Here is a 21588-nt window from a genome sequence, read left to right on the forward strand (position 1 = left end):
TTCAAAAGTTAGCCGTGATCTGTGTATAAGCATAAAATGTGTTCTGATCTGGTGAGGCCGATGGCGCTTCTAGCAGGAAGCGGCCATGATCCAGGTAAGCTGCTCCAATTTCGAGACTTATATTTCCCGGCAACAGAGCGTATCGCATGCTAGCTTCAATTTGATGGCCAATACTGCTTCCAGCGCTACCTGTTGGATCCACTAATCCAACTGTCAGTAGTGCGTCTTGAGAGGACGCTAAAAATGCAGCCCTGTAGCCTAAAAATGCACGCCAACGATCAGAGGGATTGATTTCAAAACGGATTCCGGGTGAGTTGATATTGCTCCGAGCAAGTGGTCCAAAAATGCCGGTTGGGCCGAACTCAAAACGACGGGCGCCAAAGAGAGTCTCAAAACGACCATTATCATTGTCGAAAGGGTCATTGTCACCACTGGCAAAGTCATATTGGAAGACGATGCGTGATTTCCAAGCATTATCAAACGTGTATCCCAAATGGGCATGATAAAAATGAGCAAGTTGTTTGAGTGCGAGGGCTGTAGGAGCTGACGAGAAAGCAGCTTTTCCAAATTGAATAGCTGTTTCTAATTCATAATCAATCACACCAACAGCTTTGTCCCTAAATAGTCTGAAGCCAGGAGTGTAAAGGTTGCGGTCTCTCGTCTGCAAGTCGGCGCGATCATCTTCCTGCAAGCCGAATATATAGAACTCGCTATTCAGACCATTGATAAAATTTGGTATTGCCAATACCAGACCCCAAAAACGGACATTGAAATTCTCTCGATCAAAAACAACGTCATTACCGAGAAGATCATTTTTAGAGGAAGGCAGGCGATCTACAGGCAAAGTATAAAATGCTTGCAGAGTGTCCTCTTTAGGGCCTTGCCATGTGATATGCAGCCCATTGAAACCGTTAATTGTATTTCGAAAGCCATTGCGAGCTGCAAGGCGTCGACTCCCCGCGTCGATAGTTATTCTGCCAAGAGAGATGTCTAATGCATCCCCGGCAACAATAGCATTTCCTTGTCTCCAACCTACATAAGCCTGCAACAACTCAAATGGATTAACATCATCTGTACCGATAGGAGTTTCACTATCCGCTAACTGTTGGCGCGAGTCTTGAAGTTCCCCACCAATATAGAAATTTCCCAAACTATATCGAGCACTAAGCAGGAAACGTTCGACGAGGATTTGGTCTGAACCTGTTTGATTTGCCCTGAAGCGACCATCTAATAATTCATATCGTATACGGTAAGTTGCTGTAATGTCCAAGCCACTCTCTTTCCCGACATAGTCATTAAGTCTAAGCGGTTCTTGTCCAAAAGCGGAATTATGAGGGTGCAATAAAGAAACAAGAAGGCTAAGTTTGAGAGCAAATACGCGATACATGAATGGAGAATCCTATTCAAGAAATTGCAAGCTTGGTTTTTGCCCCCTCAGACGAGCAATAAACATCCCGGCAAGCATTGAGAATACAAAGAGTGCTGCTTGCTCCGGTGCAGCTGTGAGCGCAGCAATTGCTGGCCCGGGACACAAGCCAACCAACCCCCAGCCAATCCCAAAACAGGTGGCACCAATAATTAGGTCATGATCGACATCAGTACGGTTGGGAATTAAGAACTCTCCAGCATACAGAGGATTTGTGCGTTTTGTTATGAGCCTAAAGCCTATCAAATTAACACTGACAGCACCAGCCATAACAAAGGCGAGGCTTGGATCCCAGTTTCCAAAGACATCGAGAAATCTAATCACTTTTTGAGGGTTAATCATCTCGGAAACGATAAGGCCAAAGCTGAACAAGAGACCTGCTGAGAATGTAATTATATGCCTCATAACTATTATCCAATATCAAATGTTCGAACAATCAAGACTGTGATTATTGCTACTGCCATAAAGATTGCCGTCGCAGCAATGGAACGTCTGGATAATCTTGCTAGGCCACAAACACCGTGACCTGAGGTGCAACCACCTCCACGCGCCGTTCCAAAGCCAACAAACAGGCCAGATATAATCATAACAATAGTGTCTGTCTTCATTACGACCGTTGGGGCTGTGCCCTGAGCAAGATAGTAAAAGAGTGGGGCGGTTATTACGCCCGCTATGAATGTTAGACGCCATATATTATTTGAGGCCCAGCTCTGAGAAAAAGGCGGAAGCAGGTTGGATACAATGCCGCTAACACCCATGACACGACCATTGCTCACCATCAGCATGATGGCAGCAATACCAATCATCGCACCGCCTATCGTTGCCGCTATGTATTGATGCATGACGTTGAACTCCTTCACTTTCTTTACCGACACAATATGGGAAGGCCAATCCATTGACTGTGACTTTGTCACCTAGATTATGCAATTGTATATGCTTATATGGGGAAAACACACAAACCAACTAAAGGATGAAAAATGGCTATGACAATAGGGATACCTCAATGTCTGACAAACATGGAAAGAGTAAACATGCCAAAGGACACGGTGGTGTTTGAGCCTGGTGCAAACTGTAATCAGTTTGCGTTCATCCTATCAGGCAAGATACGGGTTGATCTTCTCAGTCGCCGCGGTAAGCCTGTAATGCTGTATCGCTTTGGCGGAGGTGAAACGTGTATCCTTACCACTGCATGTCTGTTGAGCGGCGATGACTATAACGCAGTTGCAACAATTGAAGAGAATGTTGAGGCGATTGTTGTACCAGCAACTCAATTTAAAAACCTATTAGCGTCATCACCGGAGTTTCGAAATGTGGTCTTCAATTCTTTTGCAGACCGCCTTTCGAGCATGATGGTCAAAATTGATGAGATTGCATTTGTGCCTGTTGAACACAGAATAGCTGACCGATTGATGCAACTATATAAAGGCGATGCAGAGCCAATCAACATAACCCACGAGCAACTAGCATCAGACGTTGGAACTGCGCGTGAAGTGGTCTCCAGAAAGCTAAAGTCTTGGGAGAGAGGTGGCTTGATCACACAAGAGAGAGGAAAGCTAAGCATCACGAGTCTGAACAATGTTAAGAAAATTGCTATGGAAAGTGACTAAGTCACTGAAGGAATATCTTTAATTGGGTAACTACATGTTTATTCAGAAAAGGAGCTTATTATGTTTAATGCAAATGTTGGGAATGTTGATCGTGGATTGCGGGCGGTCATTGGAGTGGGATTGATTGCAACACCGCTCCTTTCTCAGAATCTTATTGAACCAGGAACAGCTACTATCGTCAGTATAATTGCAGGGGCAATTCTGCTTACTACTTCAACAATGAAGTTTTGCCCAATTTACAAAATTTTCGGTTTGAAAACTTGCAACGACACGTAAAATGAAACCACAAGATTAAAATTTCTTCGGACACAATCTTCTATCTAGCGTAGCGGAATAACCATTCCGCTACGCGGTATTGGATACTGTCAAAGAGTACTGTCAAAGCAAACTGATGTTGATCGGAAATAGTCACTACCCTACCCTCATCAGATGAGCAAAAATCCATTTCGTTACTTCAAAACATCCCGCGAAGTTATCCAACTTGCAGTGATGATGTACATCCGTTTTCCACTTTCGCTTCGCAATGTCGAAGATTTGCTTCATGAGCGTGGAATTGACGTTTGTCATGAGAGCATCCGTCTTTTAGTTGATCGATTTGGAACGCTATTCGCAGGCGAAATTTTGGAAGCCTATGTTAGCAAGAAACGCTGCAAAGCTGGGGCTTTGAAGTTTTTAAAGAAAGCAATGAAAAGATATGGGGCACCGCAAACAGTAGTTACTGACAGACTAAAATCCTACGGTGCTGCCATGAAAGAATTGGGCAACAAGTATCAACAGAAAGTGGGTCAACACCTCAACAACAGATGTGTTTGCGACGCAGACGTTTACGTCAAAATTCACAATTACCGTTCCGACGACAAGAACGAACCATGCTCAGATTCAGGCGAACGCGAAGCCTGCAGAAATTCGCCTCGATGCATGCCTCACTGTAAAATTATTTTAATGGAGAACAAAACTTAAACAACCGAGATACTTTTAAGCGATTCCGATCCGATGCACTTTCGGAATGGTGTCAACTTGCGGAAATTACTGCATAAAATCTCACCAGAAAAGTGACATTTAAGACGAGTTAGTATTAAGCCGACAGCACCCATCATCGTTTTGAAGTTTTAACAAAGTTTCGTGAAAGTGTTACAGAACTGCTTGACGGTGAAAAGTGAATGGCGTTAATTTGGCCTCGATGAAGTTTATTACTAGACATATAGTAATTCTATCCATGCTAATTGGATTTGCAGCCCAATCCGTTTTGGCTTTGAATGCGGCTGGAACGATGATTTGCTGCGACCCCGAAATGAAAGCGATGATGCAACAGCATGCTGATAGTGTGAGCGATTTAAGTATGTCTCAGGACATGCCGTGCCATGATATTGACCGTTCATGCAAAACATGCTGTATGGATGCCGTACCGCAATCTTCGCTGATTGATCTAAGTACTGTGGTATCATTCCACTCGGTAATAAAGTCTCGGAAAGCAATACATTCGGATCAAATCCCAAATAGTATATCAGCGGACTATATCCCCCCACCACCTAATGCCTGATTGAGTTCGATGTGCACTCAAATGAGTGCTGTTCAAATTTCAATCAAGGTAATTCCAATGATACAGAATATAGCGCCTGTTTTAGGCCTATTGTCAGCTATTGTAATCCCATCCATGACGCTGGCAGATGATACATTAAGCCTACATGAGGCTATTGAAATCGCACGCAACGCCCACGATCCATCCGTAGAAGCAATTCGGGAACGAGCACTCGGTGAAGAAGAAGATAGCGTTTCCGCACGTGCGCTTCCAGACCCACGAATAGGTCTTGGCTTTGCAAATGTTCCAGTCGACGATTTTAGTCTAATCCGTGAACCCTTTACACAGTTGCAAGTGTCTGCTCGACAAGCCTTCCCTCGTGGTAATACGCGCGCACTCAATGCACAGGAGCGTTCTATTCGATCACAGGATTATCGTGCACAGACCCAAATACAAATTGATACACTCGTAAGAGACGTATCAATCGCATGGTTTAATGCTCATTATTCTCACACTGCTGAAGAGGAACTAAAGGCGCTGAACGCCCTTTTGAGTGAGTTGAATGCACAGCAAGAAAGTGACTTTGCCGCCAGTGGCACCGCAGCGCTTCAACGGCTTTACCGAACAGAGCTTGAGCAAGCGCTTATCGCAGATAGATTAGATGCCATAATCCAAGAGCGAGACAAGGCGGTAGAAGTGCTCGCGCGATACATTGGTCGCCCTGCAGCCAAACGCAATCTTGCCAAATATGCCTATCAAAATCGCCCTTTACTCAGCCAACCTCAGATTGAAGTAGCCCTAGAGAAAAATCCTGCAATTATTCGTATGGAACGACAGATTGATCTGGCGCGCAATGGTGCTGACCTCGCAAAGCAAGCTTACAAACCTGAGTTCGGTGTAGAAGCACGATACGGCAGACGAGGCGCCGAAAGGTCTGATTTTGGTTCCTTGATGGTCACGTTTGACCTACCACTCTTCACTTCTAAACGACAAGACCCTGCACTCAGGGCTGCCAAACGACGTGAGCAGGCGGCAAGACTGGAACGCGACAGTTTGATCCGCGATTTAACCCAAGAAGCCCTTACCTACGTTGCAACAATCGCTCGCTTGCGAAATCGTATTGAGCGGTTTGAAGGTGTGACGCTCGAACGTGCCAATGATGCCGTAACGGCAAGCCGGAACGCTTACGGTGCCGGTAATATTGATTTTGCCGAACTTGTCCGCGCAGAGATTGCGCTTAGAGATCTAAGACTTCGCCGTGCCACTCTTTACCGTGACCTTTATATCGCCGAGGCCCAATTAAAATTCATCGTAGGAGAAGCGGCATGAGTAAGAAAGCAATTATTGTTGGTAGCTTGCTGTTACTTGTAGGCTTGACGATTGGAAGCATTTTACCGTCACTGTTCAGTTCTGAAAGCCTAAGCGGCTCTAATAATTCTGGCGAACGCGAAATTGCTTATTGGGTTGCGCCAATGGATCCAAACTTCAGGCGCGATGCACCCGGAAAATCCCCAATGGGAATGGATTTGGTACCCGTTTATGCTGATGAGGCTGGCGGGCAAGCGGCTTATGATGGTGTAGAGATTGATCCCCGTATTGTCGCAAATATCGGTGTTGAAACGGCCTCCGTTATCAGAGATACAAAAGCACCGACCATTCGTACAGTCGCGCATGTTGCGTATAATGAGAAAGCAACTGCACACGTTCATGTACGTGCCAATGGTTGGATTGAAAAACTTCATGTACGGGCGGTTGGCGAGTCAGTTAAAGCAGGCGATCCGCTTTTTGATGTCTATTCACCTGAGTTGAACACGGCGCAAGCTGAATTTTTGCAAGCGGTATCATCAGGTAGAGGTGGTTTGGTGCGTTCTGCGGAAGAGCGCCTCATTGGACTTGGACTGTCCCGCGATGACATTGCGAAAATTCGCTCTTCAAAAGCAACGCAGTCAACAATGACCGTTCGCGCACCAATCAAAGGAGTGATAACGGCCCTGAATGTATCTGACCAAGCCAGGGTCATGCTAGACCGCCCAACACTGACCCTTGTTGACTTGGATACAGTCTGGTTGCTAGCCGATGCATTCGAAGTTGATGTACCTCATATCCGTGAAGGCGCAGCGGTTCGTGTTTTCGATGTAAACACAGAAGAGCGCGTGGCTTCATCAAACGTAGATTATATATATCCTGACCTCAATATGCAGACTAGAACCAATCCTGTCCGTGTACTGCTTGATAATAAAAACAATCGCTTTAAACCGGGGCAATTTTTTAAAGTTGATATTGAGCGTAAGCGAATAGAAAATGCGCTTTTTGTGCCATCAACCGCGGTAATCCGGTTGGGTGATGGTAACCGCGTTATCCTGGCGGAAGGGGGCGGTCGTTTTAGGCCCGCTGAGGTCATGATTGGTGAGACAGTTGATGAATATACCCAAATTGTCGCTGGACTGAATGAAGGTGAAACAGTCGTTATCGGGAGCCAATTCCTGATTGATAGTGAAAGCAGTTTTACAGGCGCGCGCACCCGATTGACCACTGAAGAACCTGTGCTTGAAACGGAAGTGTTTGGCCGTGGTAATATTCTATCTCTTGATAAGGCGTCTCGCACAGTCACGATTAACCACCAGGCCATAGATGACTATGATTGGCCCGCAGGTGAGCGCGAATTTAGACTTTCCTCAAATGTTGTCGCTGAAGCCATTCCTGACAAAGCATCAATCCATTTCGGTATGGCAAGCAAGCCTGATGGCTCCGTCATTGTTACAGTTATTCATGTGATGGGAGAAAATCAATGATCCCGGCACTAATAAAATGGTCAATCGACAACCGCTTCCTCGTTTTGCTGCTGACAACACTCTTGCTCGGCACAGGCATTTATGCCGTCAAGGAAACCCCGCTGGACGCCATTCCAGATTTATCAGATGTTCAGGTTATTGTGAGAACCAATTACCCTGGGCAAGCCCCTCAGGTCGTTGAGGATCAAGTTACCTACCCGCTTACCACAGCTATGATGTCTGTCCCGAAGGCAACAACAGTACGTGGCTTGTCTTTCTTTGGAGATAGCTATGTTTATATTCTGTTTGAAGATAATACCGACCTCTACTGGGCACGTTCAAGGGTTCTAGAATATCTCAATCAGGTTACAGATCAGCTGCCGGAAGGTGTGCGGCCGGCACTCGGCCCCGATGCAACAGGCGTGGGCTGGATATATCAATATGCCCTCAAGGATACCTCAGGAACACGCAATCTTGCGGATCTAACCAGTATTCAAAACTGGTTCCTGCGATTTGAACTGCAAACCGTACCAGGCGTTTCTGAGGTCGCAACCGTTGGTGGGTTGGTTCGGCAATATCAGGTCGTTCTCGATCCATCCAAAATGCGTATTTTCAATCTCACATTCGCGGAAGTAAGAAACGCTATCAGAGAGGCTAATGGTGAAGTTGGTGGTTCAGTTGTTGAACTTGCAGAAGCGGAATATTTGGTCCGAGCCAAAGGCTATATCAAAGACCTTGATGACCTGAGGCAAATACCAATCTCAATGCCTATAAATGGCACACCACTCCTTCTCAAGGACGTTGCCGATATCTCAGTTGGGCCGCAAATACGCCGCGCCGTTGGCGAACTAAACGGTGAAGGCGAAGCAGTTGGCAGTGTTGTGATTATCCGATCTGGCGAGAATGCGCTTAAAACCATTGCTGCTGTTAAAAACAAGTTAGAAGAAATTCAATCAGGGCTGCCTGAAGGTGTAGAGGTCATAACCACTTATGATCGCTCGGGCCTTATCAATCGCGCGGTCGATAATCTCAGCGAAAAACTAGTGGAAGAGTTTATTGTCGTAGCACTCGCGTGTGCATTATTCCTTCTGCACTTCCGATCATCACTGGTGATTGTGCTAACGCTACCACTTGGTATCTTGGCTGCCTTCATTGTTATGTATATGCAAGGCATCAATGCAAATATCATGTCACTCGGCGGCATTGCAATAGCGATTGGCGCAATGGTGGACGCTGCGATTGTTATGATTGAGGCGTTACACCGAAGATTGGAAAAAGAAGCACTAACTGAAGACAATCGATGGCGCATCGTTAAACAGGTTTGTGTTGAGGTTGGGCCTGCACTCTTTTTCTCACTAATTATCATCACCGTCAGTTTCATGCCTGTATTTGCACTCGAAGCTCAAGAAGGACGACTCTTCAAACCTCTTGCCTTCACAAAAACCTATGCGATGGCAGCGGCGGCTATTTTGTCTATTACACTTGTGCCCGTACTGATGGGATATTTTATCCGCGGTAAGATGAAGCCAGAGACATCTAACCCACTCAACAGAATACTGCTTGCAGGATACCGCGCTGTTTTAAATGTGACATTAGCGGCTCCCAAAACAGCCCTTGTTGTCGCGCTACTCGCGACGGTATCAGCAGCCTATCCTCTTAACCGTCTCGGTAGTGAGTTTATGCCTGACCTCAATGAAGGGGATTTCCTCTATATGCCCGTTGCTTTTCCAGGCGTGTCGATCGGCAAATCCCGTGAACTGGTGCAACAAACCAACAAACTCATCATGACAGTTCCAGAGGTACAGAGCGTTTACGGTAAATCAGGCCGTGCACTCACGGCTACAGACCCCGCCCCTCTTACAATGACCGAAACAAATGTTCAGCTAAAACCTCGATCTGAATGGCGCGAAGGTATGACGATTGAGCGCATCCGGGCTGAACTCGACCGGATAGTAAATGTGCCTGGCTTAACAAATGCATGGGTGATGCCAATCAAAGGCCGGATCGATATGCTAGCTACAGGTATTCGCACGCCCATAGGTATTAAAGTTTCCGGTGAAGATTTAAACGTTATTGATGAGATTGGTGAAACCATTGAATTTGCCTTACGTGATTTGCCGGGCACATCATCCGTTTATGCAGAACGTGTTGTCGGCGGGCGCTATCTTGAGGTGGATATCAGGCGCGCGGATGCAGCACGCTACGGTATGTCAGTAGCAGCAGTGCAAGATGTTGTCCGTTCAGCAATTGGCGGTGCGGTTGTAAGCCAGAGTGTTGAAGGCTTGGAGCGCTACCCCATAAACCTCAGGTTCCCACGCAGTGTTCGTGACAGTGTAGAGGATTTAGGCAATTTACCAATCGTAACACCTACTGGCGCACATATTCCCCTGAAGACACTCGTGGATATAAACCTTGTTGACGGTCCCGGTATGATCCGCAGCGAGAATGCACGACTGAGTGGCTGGGTTTTCATCGATATTACAGGTATTGATGTTGGCACTTATGTCGCAAACGCCAAAGAACGTTTAAATACATTTCTTACAATACCACCAGGGTACTCGATCGGGTGGTCGGGACAATTCGAGTATATCGAACGCGCCAAAGAACGCCTGAGCCTTATCATTCCGGTTACACTTATTCTGATTGTCCTTGTCCTGTTTCTGGTATTCAGGCGCTTTATGGACGTGGCAATTGTAATGCTGAGCCTTCCGCTCGCCCTCACGGGCAGCTTCTGGTTCCTCTATTTACTTGGTTATAATCTCTCGATCGCCGTTGCCGTTGGTATGATCGCGCTTGCAGGTGTCGCTGTTGAGACAGGTGTTGTCATGCTCGTGTTCCTGCACACGACCTATAAGGACCACAAGAAGGACCAAAAAACGCCATTTGATCTAAAAGCGGCGGTTATGGACGGCGCACTCCTGAGGTTAAGACCTATTATGATGACTGTAATTACAGTCATCGTCGGCTTGATCCCGATTATGTACGGGACAGGAACTGGATCAGAGGTGATGCAGCGTATCGCAGCGCCCATGGTTGGCGGTATGATTACAGCAACGGTTTTGACCCTTATTGTTATACCAGCAGTGTTTTACCTCTGGATGGATAAGTCCCGATAAAACGTTGGTATAATTATGCTAATATATTGAGATTATCCAATTCTCGGTAATGATTCATACCCGTTTTCCACGGTCACTTTGTAATGTTGAGGTCCTGCTCCATGAGCACGGTATCGAGTTTTATCACGAAAGCATCCGTCTTTGGGTTGAGTGACTTGAACACTGTTCACAGGCAAAATTCGGGATCAAAGGTCGAGCTATATATGAAAGCTGACACAGTGGAAATGGCGAGACGCCCTACATGTTGCAAACCGTTGATCATGTTGGTGAGGCGCTGGCAGCTTATGTCACAAAGAAACGTGATAAAGCTCCAGCTTTGAAACCTATCAAAAAAACCGTGAAACGATATTGATCACATCAACCGTAATCACAGACAAGCTTGATATATGGTGTCGAACAGAGAACGACAAATAAATAACCGCACTACTTTTAAGCAATACCGTTCCGAAGTTCTTTCGGTTTGGCGTCAACTTGCTGAATTCTTTACATGTAAATCATGGCTTACAGTGTAATTCGAGACTGATGGGCATTAAACTGACAGCTTCGATTAACTGTGCCTTCACCTAAGTTTTCCCAAAACAACTGTATGAATGTCAGCGAACTGATATTCGGGATTCGATTGCTTTAAATTTTCAATCTCTCTCAGTATCATGGCCTTACCATATACATAGGTAATGACCTGAACAGGCCAATTGTGAATACGGGCAATTTCACGGTCCATAATATCTTGTTGTGAAGGAATATAGTGCATCCATACACTACGCGCCTGTTCATCCGACCAACCTTCAAAATGAATACCAATGTCTAAAAGAACCCGTACAGCCCGCATTTCCTGCCAATCCAAAGCATACTCGAAACTAGAGCTATCGGTATATAACCCTAGTTCACGCCCCAGTGTTTCGACATACGCCCCCCATCCTTCTGCAAATACCGTAGACTGCACAACTGAGGGTAAATCACAGGTAGGGTGTTCCTCAAAATAGGAAAACTGGTAGTGATGTCCGGGGTTGGCTTCATGGAGGTAGAGCCAATCCATATGTTTTTCCGGTAAGGTATCCGATGATAAATGATAGGTAAATTGTTTCATGGCTCCATTATAAAAACCCGGAGCAGGAAAGCTTTTTGGTAAATTCGACTTAACAATCTTAATCTGCTCGGGAACAAAGTTTTTAACAATTACTTCCTGTAAGTTTTGCCTGACTATTCTGTCGCGCTTCTTAAAAGCTGCGAGTATGGCTGCGTGATCATTGCCAGAGAATTCTTTGTTATTTTCGGCGAGACCAAGTGCGTTAATCCGGGACCGCTTTATCTCAGCATCACGCAGTTCATTATAAGCGATCGCCTTCAAATCGTCAGTTGAAATATCAGACATCAACCAGCTTTTCAGCCAGTGCAAATACCAATCTTTTCCATGTCCAAGCGCAGCAAATTGGCCTGAATAATGGCCTTTATTCTGCGCAACTTTATTCGTCAATTCAATGCGATCTAGGGCCAGCTGTGTAATGTATTTCATATCAGCCAACAAATCTCTACGACACTGACTACCTTGCGCCTCATACCGTTTTAGTCTGGATAGGTAGATCTTCAGTTTGTCACTGGCTTCTTTTCCAACCGGCTCCATCGCATACCAGAAGTTACCAAAATCCATCGGAACCGTTAAAGAAACGTAACGATCAAATTGATTGCGTAGTGTTTCCAGCTCATCAGCGAGTGATGGTGACACCGACACAGAAAAAGAGAATAAAAGACTAATGAGAGGTTTCTTGAAGTATGCGTTAAATGAAATCATCTTTGTACTATGGCCTTAGTCTGGCGTTTTTTATACTGCGACGCGGTACATTGCATTTGTTCTTTAAAAGCTTTGTTAAATGTTACACGATTTGAAAATCCAGCCTCTAATGCAACACGTTCAATAGGCCAGTTTATTGTCTCATCTTCAAGGAGTGAGGCGGCATGCTGGACACGATAACTATTAACCAGCTTATAAAAGTTCGTATTCATCCCCTGATTGATCACCTGTGACACCATATGTGACTTCATATCTATATGCTTTGCCAGATCTGTCAGGGTAAGTTTGTCATTTAAGTAGAGTTTTTCCTCTTCCAGCGCTGCTTCTATCATCTGAGCGATTTCATCACTTGTGCTCTCAGGTAGAGCAGAATGAAGATACTTTACCTTGCCATTGTTAAGGTGTGACGGCTCTTGTCTAAAATCTCTTACGCCGTCCATTTCGGTGATCAGGCGCTCTTCCTTGGTAAAGATAATATTTGGATAACTCAGTCCGGTAAAACCCATTCCAAGGACAATAATAGCAATAAACAACAACCATACCTGGCTGACTTGGTTTAAGGTGCCCAATCCGGCATACTGTTGCCCTAAAAAGAGGCTGACCCAAACTGATTCCAAGAGAACGAACGCCACTGCCAGCATCCTCAGTTGCTTGAGGATGTCACGACTATTGTCAGAACGAATATGCTGAACCGACCTTGCAAACACTGTCAGACCGTTCCAGCTGAGGTACAAATAGATTGCCAAATGTATTTTGACGGCCACCAGTATCAAAACAGTTTGGACAGGGAGTAAGCCGTTGCCGCCGACATTGGCAGCAAATCCATCATACATGGCTACCTTTGACGCCAAAGGCCTGAAAACAGCACCGGTATTGAAATAAAGCCAGAAGGTGATCCAGGGTAGCAGGTGCAAGAGCCATAAGGGTCGCGAAAACGACAGCTGTCCAGTCATTTTACGCACATACGCATAAAAGACAGGCCCCAACACCAAGACCATCAAGGGCATCAAATTCATCAGGTGTGCAGCATAGCGATATAGTCCAGAATACTCAGATCCTGCCTCGAACATTTTGTAAGCCAAAATAGCAATAACAAGCGAGAGTAACTTCCCGGACCCACCAGTCTCTGTTTTGCGCCATAATACGACTGACAGCATGAACGCATGGCTAAAAGCGATGAAATATAGAACACTGAGGAATATGGGGTTCATAGGGTACGTATCTGCTTGTCCGATTTGCATTAACTTGATCAGGGCTTATCTTTACCGGAAAAGAGGAACTCCTTTGTAAACCTCCATCCAGATTATCAAACATCATCACAATTCTCCTTTACTTAACACTAAACAAGAAAGGTGAGGAATGAATCGTGAATAAATCTAAAATGGCTCTTTTCTGCGGGCTAGTATTTTCTTTATGCCAGTCTGCTATTGCAGCCCCAGAAATTATAAAGGTCACACACCTTCAAAACCGGCCAACCATCATGGCACGTATCAATGCTTCTGATCCCATGTTGTTTGTTCTTGATACAGGCTTTGGCGGCAAAGTAATGCTGGATAATGCCATTGCGGAAAAACTGGGACTGAAACATATAAGAACACGCACGGTCAACAACATGGGCATGGGGGATTTTACCTTTGAACAATATGAAGGTGGTGCTGTTCAGGTGTCTTCTATCTCAATCACTGTTGACACGTTTGAGGCGCAGAAAGGCCTGGATCAATTCATGGCTCAGCTGGGCGAAGATGAGCTCGGCAATAAACCCGTGGGCGTTGTGTCACCATGGCAACTGACCAAAGGGACCATTTCATTCAATAGTGATCTGACATCAATTGAAGTAAACGACCATGGACGCCTGGAAGCAACCGATGCTGATGTTTTGCCCTATAGCTTTGCTAGTGGCCTTCCGTCTTTTAAAGCAAATATTAACGGCAAAACCTATACCGCACACATTGATACAGGGTCCCCAGCGCCCCTGATTATTCCAGCAAGATTTATGGATGAATTTGACCTTCTGGAAGAACCTGTAGAACGCGGCGAGGCAAGAACAGTAGGAATGCAGCATAAAATGTGGACGGCCAAACTTTCGGGCAAGGTGAGATTGGGGTCCTATATACTTCAAGACCCAACCGTACTGTTCGTTGAGAGGATGCCTGCAATCAACATTGGCCTGAGAGCGTTAAAAGATGGCAGCGTGATTATTGACCCCGACAATGAGCTCATAAAATTTACCCATAACAGCAATAAGAACTAAAGAGGCAGCGAGATGATAAAAACACACTCTCTCATCGTTATGATTATCCTGATAATAACTTCGACTTTACAGGCAGATGATAAACTACAACGAAGTGCTTTTTTAGGCCTTGCCCCGACAAACCCGGGGCCAGGCGGTGAGGTAATCGTCCAGAATTTATTCCCTTCAGGTACGGCTCAGGCTTTGGCCATACAGACAGGAGATAAGTTAATATCGGTGAACGGTCAGAAAATAACAGATTTTCCATCGCTGATTCCAGTTTTACGCAATATTTATGAGGACTCTGACATTTCAGTAGAGGTCATAAGAGCTGGCGAAACTTTAACATTAGCCGCCAAGGCGCAGGGACGCCCCAAAGAAACTGGAGACGGTTTTTCTGTAGAGTACTCACAGTTCAATTGGCAGGAAAACAGAATAAGAACTATTACCTACACTCCAGACCAACCGAGATCAGATGGTGCAGCAGTTATGTATATTCAAGGATATACATGTGGTTCAATTGACTATGGAATGGTTCCAGACCTAACCCTGAACCAACTATTGGCGACGTATGCCAAGGCCGGCTTTAAGGTTATGAAAATGGAAAAGCCCAGTGTCGGTGACAGCGAGGGCCAACTAGACTGTATGCAGATTGACTTCTCAACAGAAAACATGGCTTTTTTAGCTGGTCTTAAACATTTCAAAACCCATGAGGGCGTCAACGAGGATAACGTCTTTATCTTTGGTCATTCGCTAGGTGTTCTGCATGCTGCTTTTATTGCAGAAAAAGGCTTGGCAAAAGGAGTGATGGGGTATGGCGGCGTTGTAAAGCCGTGGAACGATTACATGAGGGATATTTTCACAAAACAAGCTGTAAAATATTTTGGCACGACCAAAGCCCAGGCTACGGAAAACATGAAATCCATTGGACCTTTCCTAAAGGACTGGTTGGAAACGGACAAACCATGGTCAGATGTTTTAAAAACTGAACATGCAAAAGCTGTTCAGTCCGCTAACCTTATCGCAATGAACGGGGATTTAATCATGGATCGCCATTACAGTTTTTTCCGTGATACCAGTCGTTTTGATTTCCGTAAGCTATGGGCTGGCAGCAAAAGTCATGTTCTTATGATGCATGGCACCTATGACATACAAACTGTGGAAAGTGGGTGGCAGCACGAAATTGCTCAAATCGTCAATGATCAACAGCGTGTTTCAGCTAAAGCTTTAACGTTCGAGCGTACAGAACATGCCCTTATGCAATATCCAGATCTGCAAAGCTTATTAAGTGCCATGGAAAATCGCAGCAACAATGCTGGAAACCCGGGCGAAAAATACAATCCCGACATAGCAAAAGCATCCTTAAAATGGATGCAGGGAATTTTATCAGACCACTCTCGATAACACTCTTGTCCTTGGAGGGCCTCGCTCCTCCTTGCTATCGATCTCGCCACAATGCATTCATTTCGCGAGGTACTCTACCCTCTGCCTGACGCTGCCAGGCAGAGGGAATTTTAAAGTAAACCGGAATGTCGCAAAACACTGCAACCCTACAAAGGTATAGCCACAGTTACTTTATCTTTTTCTGCACATGCAAAAGCTCTAGAAACGGTTGACGCTAGTTCTGATGACACCGCTTACCGACAATAACCTTAGCCACGACAGAACGTTTATATATTCTACACAAATGGCATTCGATTTTTCAGTTATTCAGGTCATTAAGGCCTCAAGAAACGTAATGCAATGATTAAGGGATCATCCATTTTCGGCTTTTTCTTTTCCGCTCAAAATCTTTTTATGATTCTACCGGAGTGCCATCAGCGTGATAATGCTGGGTTTTAACTCGCTCGCCTTTTTCATTATAGGTATGACGAATAATCGCAGCCTTATCATAACTATTGAAAACCAGCTTCCCTTCTGCATCAAGAAACCTTTGCTCGATAAGTAATCCATTATCATCATAAAAATATGTGGTAGAAGAATAACCATCAATGTGGGTTGCAGCATTACCTGAAAAATCAATCAACCGCTTTTCCCTTGGATGAATGCCCTGGTCGTCCCAGATTTGCACCAGCTTGTGAAAGTTATATCGTCCATTGACCGGTTCATCATTTTCACCCAAAAAAGAGCGCGAGATCATATTGCCATATTGATCATTCTTGATCATCCAGTGTACAGCGCCCGATGCATGTTTTGTTAACGCACCGCTTTGATCAAAAAAGGTAATCTTTTTAAAATCGGTGGGGTGATTGGTATAAAACTCTCCGGCCGTTTGAGTGGGGCCTATAGCAGGCTTACCCATAGCATCATAAATCTCCCAGCGTAGGAATTTCCCCATGGTATCGTAATAATAATGGTACTGCGCTGCACCAGACTTCGATGCAATCATGCGCCCATTTTCATCTACATTCTGCATAACCCGCAAGTGCCCGCTTGGACCAAATATCATGCGGATGCGTTCAAACTGAAAGCCTGGTCGATGGGGCTGCAATTCATCTTTACTATTATAACGACTTTCAATAATGCTGCCGTCCATTTGATGTTGCCACTGATAAGACTCTATCCCCCAACTATTCTGGATCGCATTGCCGTGCTTATCAAAAAACTCCAAACGTGTATAACGGCCTTTATCATCTTTTGTGTAAACCTGTTGCCATACTCCCCAACCATTTTTCTGGTTACCAAACCTGTCAAAAAATGTATGTATTTCCTGATTATTTCTATAAGTGACTTTTGTATGTTCAGCATGAATATACAAAAGTCCTAAGCCATTCCCTAACGCCTTAAACTGATTACCTTGCATAACCTTTACGTCTGAAAGGCGATCATATTGATCATATGTCACCTTAAGATTAATCCGTTTCGACGCTGCTTCTTGGGATATCCCCAGTTCAAATTTCAGGGGTTGAATGGGCGATTCCCAGAAGGGAAAGTCAGCAAAATATGCCACACGTCCCTCTTCTGACTGCACTGATGTTGCTATCAAAACCAAACCCAGTACCTTAAAAATCAGCACCCTCAGCATTTTTCGTTCCTTTGTCATGTGGCCAGTTTCACCTGCAATATCGTAATTCCAAAACATGCAGAACTAACTCATCCGAATATCCAATGCGCGAAATCTGAGAGCGTCAACGCCATCACTTTTGAGTCAAAATTACTATTTCGGCGTTGTTTCAGGATAGAATAAAAATAGTCCCTGCCCCCCAACCATCATTATCAGGCAGAGAATAAACTGGATGGAATTTACATTTTCTATCTTTTATTAAGAAACTTTAGTGTAAGTAATCACAAAGTTAGGCGACCAACTTTCTCCATTGTCATCTGTTGACTCTACGGTCATTTGGCGGAGATCACTTTTCAACTCCAGCGTCAATCGAAAGCCACGCCATTTCCCATCTTCTAACGGAAACAATGTTTGTGATTTCAGGTTCGTCATAACTAGCTTATCGCCGTGAATCTTACCCTCGTAAATGTCCATAATACCCCAAACGTCATCGATTGCAGCTTTGCGATACACATCTCGATATTGATCATATGTGATAAAGGAAAGCATATTAAAGCCCCCATTGGCTGCTTTAACGGGCTTTTCACTGATAACCATATCCTTGTGATCATACTGAATAGTCACACGGTTCTTAGGGGCCGATGTCCATGTCTTCCCGCCATCCATACTGACCTTGGTTTCCATCTGCCATTGACCAGCCAATGAATTCAGCTTTTGCATCATCGTATATGGTTTTTCAGATATGGCTGGTCGCACTGCGCTATCCTCAAAAGCAAATACAGGCTTACTCATAACAGCGAAAAAAACCATCCCCACGGTCCAAAGAATTTTCATAATAAACCTCAAGTCGTTAAAATATATTCAGATCAATATAACCAACTATCATTAATGCCTTCCGCCAGTCATTCTGGACGATGGTTTAATCAGCGATAAAACATACCGAATTACTATTTGGCATTACTAATCACCAATATCTAAATCAATTCATATCCTTATCTGTAAATCTCCATTGAGTTTTACAGATAAGCCAATTTTACACCCTACAGATTGTTTCATCATGAATAACTATAATGAAGCGAGGAACGCGGTGAGAGTTACAATAAATGGTGTGCAAACAGATATTAGCCCCGACATAGACAAAGACATGCCCCTACTGTGGTATGTGCGTGATTTCACCAACAATAAAGGCACCAAATTTGGTTGTGGGATCGGACAATGCGGGGCTTGTACTTTACATGTAAATGGTGAAGCAATCAGATCGTGCAGTTATCCGATTAGCGCTCTATCATCCGCGGATTCCATCACAACTATTGAGGGGTTGGCAGACGGTAAAGAACTGCATCCAGTGCAACAGGCGTGGAAAGAGTTTGACGTTCCACAATGTGGATATTGTCAAGGAGGGCAGATGATGGCTGCTGTTGACCTTCTAAGGAAACACCCTCATCCGACCGACGCCATAATAGATGAAAATCACGACAATTTGTGCAGGTGTGGCACTTACGATCGCATCCGCAAAGCAATTCACCGCGCTGCTGAACTTATGGCGAAGGGTCACTAGTTCTGATGAGCAAAGATATTACTCGCCGTGACACCATTCGTATATTCATCGGTGGTGGCATGTTAATAGCCGCATCGCCGACATCGGCGGCATTATCAAATCTAGACAAACAGATAACTATTAATGACCTGTTTGACGGTGGTATCGGACCTATGTTTATCCTCCACCCAAACAATAGTGTTACACTGCAAGCCCCAATTCCCGACATGGGGACAGGCGTAGAAACCGCCTTACCCATGGTCTTGGCAGAAGAGCTAGACATTGATTGGGAAACAGTATCAGTTGAGCGCTTCACGCCAAATCAGCTACCTGACCCTGAGGGTAATATGACGCAAAACTATGTACACCAAGGGTCTGGCGGCAGTGCGTCTGTCAGAACGTCATGGCCACAAATTCGCAAATGCGGAATCATGACACGAAAAATTATTTTGAAAACAGCCGCTCAAAAGTTGGGACTAAAGATTGATCAATTGTCCACAAGAAAAGGATATATAGTAGCCAATGACAAAAGCTATCCTTATGCAGATTTTCTGGATGATATCCTTATGCAAAATGCGGGTATCATAAAACAGAAATTTGTTGGACGGTATGCCAAGCATGACACACCTACTTATGAAATAGATTTGGAAGGGGACTTTTGGGAAGTAAAAAACAAAGAAGACTATAGCATCATTGGCAAATCCAAAAAGTCACCAAGACTTGATACACTTTTGACCGGTAAGGAATCCTTTGGCATTGACCATGACATTCCAGGCCAACTCTATGCATCGATTGAACGATGTCCTTACATAGGTGGTGATATAAGTTTTTTTGACTCCAAAAAAGCGCGATCGATTAAGGGGGTAGTAGATGTAGTCCAAATACCATCTCTTTCGACTGATGATCGTAAATTAAACTCGCCCGGTGTTGCCGTGATCGCCACAAGTTATTGGGCGGCTTTCAAAGCCCGAAAATTGCTAGATATACAGTGGAACAAAGGCAATCATACTCACGAAAACAACAAGTGGCACTATGATAATAGCGTTCAATCCTTCGAAAAAGATGACAAACGTATTTATTACTCATCAGGTGACACCGAGGCCGCATTGGCTAATGCTGAGAAAACAATAGAATCTATATATGACGCGCCTCATTTTGCTCATTTAACAATGGAGCCTCTAAACTGCGTAGCATGGATAAAAGATGATAGCTGTATATTTGGTGCCGGCTGTCAGTATCCTTATCTGGTCATACAATTTGTCAACAATATGTTTAACATTCCTATCGACAATATAGACTTCCTTACCTGTAAAATAGGCGGTGGTTTCGGACGAAAAGCCAAAACAGATTATATAGTAGAAGCAATATATCTATCCAAGATCACCCAAAAACCTGTAAAAGTTATTTGGAGCCGGGAAGACGACATTCAACATGATTTCTTCAATGATATGTCTGTGGCACGTTTTAGGGGTGGCATAGATGAAAAGGGCAATATTACCGCTTGGGAAAGCTTATATTCTTCACAAGCTGGGCCTCGAATGACCGCCTTTCCCGCTCAACTCATACCCAATATGACGATTGCTGCCACAAGAAACGATAGCAAGCTCCCTCTGGGTGCATGGCGAGGGCCAGGCCATAACCTTGCTGGTTTTTATATGGAAGGCTTTTTGAACGAACTTGCGGAACTGGGAAACAAAGACCCTTACACTTTACGCATGGAACTTTTAGGAGAAGACAGAGAATTACCATATTCTGACTGGTACCCCAATAAAGGAGATGGTGGCATTCACACATCCCGCAACAAGGTTGTCTTACGAAAGGTAGCAGAAATGGCTAAGTGGAAAGGTGGTAATCCAGCCCAAGGCAAAGGCAGGGGTATTGCAAGCCATTTCACTTTCGGTAGTTTTGCGGCAATGGTGGTTGATGTGTCCGTTAATAGTCAGGATGGTACATTTAGAATTGATCGTGTTACAGCCGCGATTGATTGTGGCCTTGTTGTAAACCCCTCTGGTGCCCGCGCTCAAATTGAAGGTGGTATAATAGACGGATTGTCCGCAGCTGTTCATCAGAATGTTATCGTAAACGATGGACGTGTCATAACTGAAAACTTTAATGACATCCGAATGTCGCGCATTGACGAAAGTCCTGTCGAAATTGACATCCATTTTGTCGGGGAAGATAGCGAACCCTTCGGTACGGGTGAAATTGCCCTACCTGCATTCATCCCTGCACTAGTAGCTGCACTTCATGATGCCACAGGCATTCAGATTAGAAAGTTACCAATAGGAAACCAACTAAAAACTGCATAATGGTCGTCGGACGAATATAGAATATCCAGTAAATTGAAATTAAGGCTTGATAACGGGTATTGTCAATGGAGCCTTCTTGAAGGAAATGGGCAATAAGCATCGCAAGGAACTTGGGCGACACCTCAACAACAGATGTGTTTGCGACGCAGACGTTTACGTCAAAATTCACACCTTCCGCTCGGACGAAGAGAACGAACCATGCTCAGGTTCAGACGAATGCGAAATTTACAGAAATTCGCCTCTATGCATGCCTCACTATATAACCATTTTAACGGAGAAC

16 protein-coding genes and 2 pseudogenes are annotated in these 21588 nt (G+C 44.7%); 11 read left to right on the plus strand and 7 right to left on the minus strand.

Translation table 11 applies throughout. From position 1 onward, the window contains the following. Position 1 precedes the first annotated feature (1 nt). Genes KFF44_RS12725 through KFF44_RS12735 form a run of 3 tightly spaced genes read right to left on the minus strand, consistent with a single transcriptional unit; the run spans position 2 to position 2268 of the window. Positions 2–1387, minus strand: a complete 1386-nt coding sequence (locus KFF44_RS12725; RefSeq protein WP_255934756.1) for an alginate export family protein — start codon at positions 1385–1387, stop codon at positions 2–4. Between the two features lie 12 nt (positions 1388–1399). Further along, entirely contained in the window at positions 1400–1831 is a 432-nt protein-coding gene (locus tag KFF44_RS12730) for a DUF6691 family protein (protein ID WP_255934758.1), read from the minus strand. A 5-nt stretch (positions 1832–1836) separates the two neighbouring features. After that, positions 1837–2268 (minus strand): YeeE/YedE family protein, encoded by a 432-nt coding sequence (locus tag KFF44_RS12735; protein WP_255934760.1) that lies wholly within the window; start codon positions 2266–2268, stop codon positions 1837–1839. Positions 2269–2403: 135 nt separating this feature from the next. Between KFF44_RS12735 and KFF44_RS12740 the strand changes: the two genes are divergently transcribed. From KFF44_RS12740 to KFF44_RS16240, 7 genes and pseudogenes are all read left to right on the plus strand, one after another. After that, the gene (locus tag KFF44_RS12740) at positions 2404–3033 is read left to right on the plus strand and encodes a Crp/Fnr family transcriptional regulator (protein ID WP_255934761.1); all 630 of its coding nucleotides are present in this window, start codon (positions 2404–2406) and stop codon (positions 3031–3033) included. Positions 3034–3093: 60 nt separating this feature from the next. Further along, entirely contained in the window at positions 3094–3309 is a 216-nt protein-coding gene (locus KFF44_RS12745) for a DUF2892 domain-containing protein (RefSeq protein ID WP_255934769.1), read from the plus strand. A gap of 153 nt (positions 3310–3462) precedes the next feature. Beyond that, positions 3463–4070 (plus strand): annotated as a pseudogene (locus KFF44_RS12750) (transposase). A gap of 560 nt (positions 4071–4630) precedes the next feature. After that, positions 4631–5881 carry a TolC family protein gene (locus tag KFF44_RS12755; protein ID WP_255934772.1) on the plus strand — a complete coding sequence of 417 codons (1251 nt, stop codon included), beginning with the start codon at positions 4631–4633 and terminating at the stop codon, positions 5879–5881. Next, the gene (locus KFF44_RS12760; RefSeq protein ID WP_255934773.1) at positions 5878–7344 is read left to right on the plus strand and encodes an efflux RND transporter periplasmic adaptor subunit; all 1467 of its coding nucleotides are present in this window, start codon (positions 5878–5880) and stop codon (positions 7342–7344) included. The genes KFF44_RS12755 and KFF44_RS12760 overlap by 4 nt, the downstream gene beginning before the upstream one ends. Next, positions 7341–10439: an efflux RND transporter permease subunit gene (locus KFF44_RS12765; RefSeq protein WP_255934775.1), complete on the plus strand. Its 3099-nt coding sequence runs from the start codon at positions 7341–7343 to the stop codon at positions 10437–10439. Before KFF44_RS12760 ends, KFF44_RS12765 begins: the two co-directional genes overlap by 4 nt. Positions 10440–10674: 235 nt before the next feature. Further along, positions 10675–10791 (plus strand): annotated as a pseudogene (locus tag KFF44_RS16240) (IS6 family transposase); the annotation flags it as partial. Between the two features lie 207 nt (positions 10792–10998). Here KFF44_RS16240 and KFF44_RS12770 read toward each other — a convergent pair. Then, on the minus strand, positions 10999–12228 hold the full coding sequence (locus KFF44_RS12770) for a DUF885 family protein (RefSeq protein WP_255934777.1): 1230 nt from the start codon (positions 12226–12228) through the stop codon (positions 10999–11001). Then, complete coding sequence (locus tag KFF44_RS12775) at positions 12225–13469, minus strand: AraC family transcriptional regulator (RefSeq protein WP_255934779.1); 1245 nt, start codon at positions 13467–13469, stop codon at positions 12225–12227. Before KFF44_RS12775 ends, KFF44_RS12770 begins: the two co-directional genes overlap by 4 nt. Positions 13470–13594: 125 nt before the next feature. On the opposite strand from KFF44_RS12775, the gene KFF44_RS12780 reads away from it, so the two are divergent. Beyond that, on the plus strand, positions 13595–14479 hold the full coding sequence (locus KFF44_RS12780; RefSeq protein ID WP_255934781.1) for an aspartyl protease family protein: 885 nt from the start codon (positions 13595–13597) through the stop codon (positions 14477–14479). 12 nt (positions 14480–14491) lie between these two features. Further along, entirely contained in the window at positions 14492–15862 is a 1371-nt protein-coding gene (locus KFF44_RS12785) for a PDZ domain-containing protein (RefSeq protein ID WP_255934784.1), read from the plus strand. A 391-nt stretch (positions 15863–16253) separates the two neighbouring features. Here KFF44_RS12785 and KFF44_RS12790 read toward each other — a convergent pair whose 3' ends face one another. Then, positions 16254–17261: a hypothetical protein gene (locus tag KFF44_RS12790; protein WP_255934785.1), complete on the minus strand. Its 1008-nt coding sequence runs from the start codon at positions 17259–17261 to the stop codon at positions 16254–16256. Positions 17262–17720: 459 nt separating this feature from the next. After that, entirely contained in the window at positions 17721–18296 is a 576-nt protein-coding gene (locus KFF44_RS12795; RefSeq protein ID WP_255934787.1) for a DUF1579 family protein, read from the minus strand. Positions 18297–18519: 223 nt separating this feature from the next. Here KFF44_RS12795 and KFF44_RS12800 point away from each other — a divergent pair, with 223 nt between their 5' ends. Together KFF44_RS12800 and KFF44_RS12805 are read left to right on the plus strand one after the other, a co-directional pair. Further along, complete coding sequence (locus tag KFF44_RS12800; protein ID WP_255934788.1) at positions 18520–19020, plus strand: (2Fe-2S)-binding protein; 501 nt, start codon at positions 18520–18522, stop codon at positions 19018–19020. A 5-nt stretch (positions 19021–19025) separates the two neighbouring features. Further along, positions 19026–21308 carry a xanthine dehydrogenase family protein molybdopterin-binding subunit gene (locus tag KFF44_RS12805; RefSeq protein ID WP_255934789.1) on the plus strand — a complete coding sequence of 761 codons (2283 nt, stop codon included), beginning with the start codon at positions 19026–19028 and terminating at the stop codon, positions 21306–21308. Positions 21309–21588: the final 280 nt, after the last annotated feature.

It is taken from the genome of Kordiimonas sp. SCSIO 12610 (genome assembly GCF_024398015.1).
Taxonomy (GTDB): Bacteria; Pseudomonadota; Alphaproteobacteria; order Sphingomonadales; family Kordiimonadaceae; genus CANLMI01.